Here is a 2,385-nt window from a genome sequence, read left to right as displayed (position 1 = left end):
CGACGCTGCTATTCGATTTCAGGTACGAGGCTTTCACTCTCTATGGCCAAGCTTCCCAGCTTGTTCCCCTGTCTACTCGCAGATCGTCTCATGACGGCCCTACAACCCCGCATGGTCGAAACCATACGGTTTGGGCTCTTCCCATTTCGCTCGCCGCTACTTTGGGAATCTCGTTTGATTTCCTTTCCTCCGGTTACTGAGATGTTTCACTTCACCGGGTTCGCTCCGCAAGGCCTATGTATTCAGCCAAGCGGTAACGGGACATGACTCCCGCTGGGTTTCCCCATTCAGAGATCAACGGGTCAAAGTCTGTTTGGCGACTCACCGTTGCATATCGCAGCCTACCACGTCTTTCATCGCTTCTTAGCGCCAAGGCATCCACCGTCTGCCCTTACTATCTTAACTTTAAGATCACAAATCTCATTCCCTATTCAACTGTCAAAGATCATTACGCGGACGCTTATGGATGGCTTCACCGTTCCCCTCGTATGGTGGAGGTGAACGGATTTGAACCGATGACCCCCTGCTTGCAAGGCAGGTGCTCTCCCAGCTGAGCTACACCCCCACTCTTACGAGTGGATGGTGGGCCTAGATGGACTTGAACCATCGACCTCACGCTTATCAGGCGTGCGCTCTAACCGGAGCTGAGCTATAGGCCCATCCTGGTCCCACGTAGTTGCAAGGCGTTTGTTCCTTGCAATTAAATAGCGAATCGAGAGTCTTTCCTTAAAAGGAGGTGATCCAGCCGCAGGTTCCCCTACGGCTACCTTGTTACGACTTCACCCCAATTATCAGCCCTACCGTCGGCGCCTGCCTCCCGAGGGTTAGCTCGACGACTTCGGGTAGAACCAACTTTCGTGGTGTGACGGGCGGTGTGTACAAGGCCCGGGAACGTATTCACCCCGGTATGCTGACCCGGGATTACTAGCGATTCCAACTTCATGGAGTCGAGTTGCAGACTCCAATCCGGACTGGGACGCAGTTTTTGGGATTCGCGTGACCTCGCGGTTTAGCTGCCCATTGTCTGCGCCATTGTAGTACGTGTGTAGCCCTGGGCGTAAGGGCCATGATGACTTGACGTCGTCCCCACCTTCCTCCCGGTTAACCCGGGCAGTCTCGCCAGAGTGCCCAACATTACTTGCTGGCAACTGACAATAGGGGTTGCGCTCGTTGCGGGACTTAACCCAACACCTCACGGCACGAGCTGACGACAGCCATGCAGCACCTGTCACCGCATTCCCCGAAGGGCACTCCTCTATCTCTAGAGGATTCGCGGGATGTCAAACCCAGGTAAGGTTCTTCGCGTTGCATCGAATTAAACCACATACTCCACCGCTTGTGCGGGCCCCCGTCAATTCCTTTGAGTTTCAGCCTTGCGACCGTACTCCCCAGGCGGGATGCTTAATGCGTTGACTTCGGCACCGAATGTTGCCACCCGACACCTAGCATCCATCGTTTACGGTGTGGACTACCAGGGTATCTAATCCTGTTTGCTCCCCACACTTTCGTACCTCAGCGTCAGTTACTGTCCAGGTAGCCGCCTTCGCCACTGGTGTTCCTCCCGATATCTACGGATTTCACTCCTACACCGGGAATTCCGCTACCCCCTCCAGAACTCTAGCATATCAGTTTCAAGTGCAATTCCCCGGTTGAGCCGAGGGCTTTCACACCTGACTTGACACGCCGCCTACGTACGCTTTACGCCCAGTGATTCCGATTAACGCTCGCACCCTCCGTATTACCGCGGCTGCTGGCACGGAGTTAGCCGGTGCTTCCTCTGAAGGTACCGTCAGACGCCAAGCCTATTTGAAATGGCGCGTTTCTTCCCTTCTGACAGAGGTTTACGACCCGAAGGCCTTCATCCCCCACGTGGCGTCGCTGCGTCAGGGTTTCCCCCATTGCGCAATATTCCCCACTGCTGCCTCCCGTAGGAGTCTGGGCCGTGTTCCAGTCCCAGTGTGGCTGATCATCCTCTCAGACCAGCTACCCATCGTTGCCTTGGTAGGCCTTTACCCCACCAACAAGCTAATGGGACGCGGACTCATCCAGATGCAGTAGCTTTCATGAAGAGGCCACCTTTCCCCCCAGTTCGAAATGGGAGCGTATCCGGTATTAGCAGTCGTTTCCAACTGTTATCCCGATCATCTGGGTAGATCATCCACGCGTTACTCACCCGTGCGCCGCTCTACTCACTCCCGAAGGAGCTTTCTCGCTCGACTTGCATGTGTTAAGCACGCCACCAGCGTTCAATCTGAGCCAGGATCAAACTCTCCAGTTGGAGATATTATGTTACGATCCAATTTAATGAATCGCAAAACTGACTTTTAAGGACATTTCTCGAAATCGTCTCGATTCGCTATTTAATTGTCAAAGACCAAAGCCTTT

The 2,385-nt window shown here is 54.1% G+C and carries 2 tRNA genes and 2 rRNA genes; all 4 read right to left on the bottom strand.

Annotated elements, in window-relative coordinates:
* Nucleotides 1–405 (bottom strand): 23S ribosomal RNA (locus tag ACI3L3_RS16870); the annotation flags it as partial.
* A gap of 84 nt (nucleotides 406–489) precedes the next feature.
* Nucleotides 490–565 (bottom strand) — tRNA-Ala (locus tag ACI3L3_RS16865).
* Between the two features lie 15 nt (nucleotides 566–580).
* Nucleotides 581–659, bottom strand: a tRNA-Ile gene (locus ACI3L3_RS16860).
* Nucleotides 660–729: 70 nt separating this feature from the next.
* Nucleotides 730–2,278, bottom strand: a 16S ribosomal RNA gene (locus ACI3L3_RS16855).
* Between the last annotated feature and the right edge of the window lie 107 nt (nucleotides 2,279–2,385).

This window comes from Desulfobaculum sp. SPO524, from assembly GCF_044987625.1.
Classification (GTDB): Bacteria; Desulfobacterota; Desulfovibrionia; order Desulfovibrionales; family Desulfovibrionaceae; genus Desulfobaculum.
The sequence above is the reverse complement of the archived record's forward strand: the minus strand, read 5'-3'. Positions and strand labels throughout refer to the sequence as shown.